At 71.1% G+C, this 1,009-nt stretch carries 1 protein-coding gene; it reads left to right on the top strand.

Going from position 1 to position 1,009, the window contains the following annotated elements:
- Window positions 1-88 precede the first annotated feature (88 nt).
- On the top strand, window positions 89-1,009 hold a 921-nt coding region (locus JMJ97_RS09445), incomplete at its 3' end, for an IS256 family transposase (RefSeq protein ID WP_260700109.1).

Here is a 1,009-nt window from a genome sequence, read left to right as displayed (position 1 = left end):
GGTAGCGCGCACAGTCGTGGTGTAAGAAGCAAGGGAGGGCCATCGCCTAGAATCGTCAGTGCCTAGATATTCGACGAAAGGAAAGACGATGGCCCACAGCGACATTCTATCCCAGCCGGACCGGGGGCTCGGCCTCGACCGGCCCCAGACCGAGGCCCTGCTCGCGCTGTTCTCGCGGTGCGACGACCTGAGGGAGTTCGGCAGGGAGGTGATCCAGTCCGTGGTCAACGCCCTGATGGACTCCCAGGCGCAGGAGGCCTGCGGCGCGCCCCGCGGCTCCAGGTCGCCCGAGCGCGTCAACAGCAGGAACGGCTACCGCGAGAGGTCCCTGTCGACCTCCCTCGGCGACCTCGAGCTGCGGGTCCCCAAGCTGCGCGAGGGGACCTACTTCCCCGAGGGCATACTCGAGCGCTACACGCGCGTCGAGGCGTCCATGGTCGCGCTCGTGCGCGAGATGTACGTCGCTGGCGTGAGCACCCGCAAGGTCGGGCTCGTCGCCGAGGAGCTCGGCGTCTCGTCGCTGTCCAGCTCCGAGGTGTCGGCGCTGTGCGCCGGGCTGGACGAGGAGGCCGAGGCGTTCAGGACCCGGCCGATCGAGGGCGAGCACCCCTACGTGTGGCTCGACGCGACCTACATGAAGTGCAGGACCGGCGGGCGCTACGCGAGCGTCGCGCTCGTCACGGCGATCGGCATGTCGTCCTCCGGGCACAAGGAGTTCCTCGGCTGCGCCTGCTTCGACAGCGAGAGCGAGGCCGCCTGGTCCGAGTTCCTCGGCTCCCTCAGGGACAGGGGCCTGCGCGGCGTGAGGCTCGCGGTGTCCGACGCCCACGCGGGGCTCGTCGCCGCCGTCTCCAGGGTCCTGCCGGGCTGCTCCTGGCAGCGGTGCCTGACGCACCTCCAGCGCGACATCAGGGGCCACGTCCACAACCTCGCCGGCCAGGCGCTCGCCGCCGACCTGGTCCGGGCGTGCGCGGGGCAGGCCGACGCCGACGTCGCCCGCGCGGCGTGG

Origin of the sequence: Collinsella aerofaciens (assembly GCF_025289055.1) — a bacterium.
Classification (GTDB): Bacteria; Actinomycetota; Coriobacteriia; order Coriobacteriales; family Coriobacteriaceae; genus Collinsella.
The sequence above is the reverse complement of the archived record's forward strand: the minus strand, read 5'-3'. Positions and strand labels throughout refer to the sequence as shown.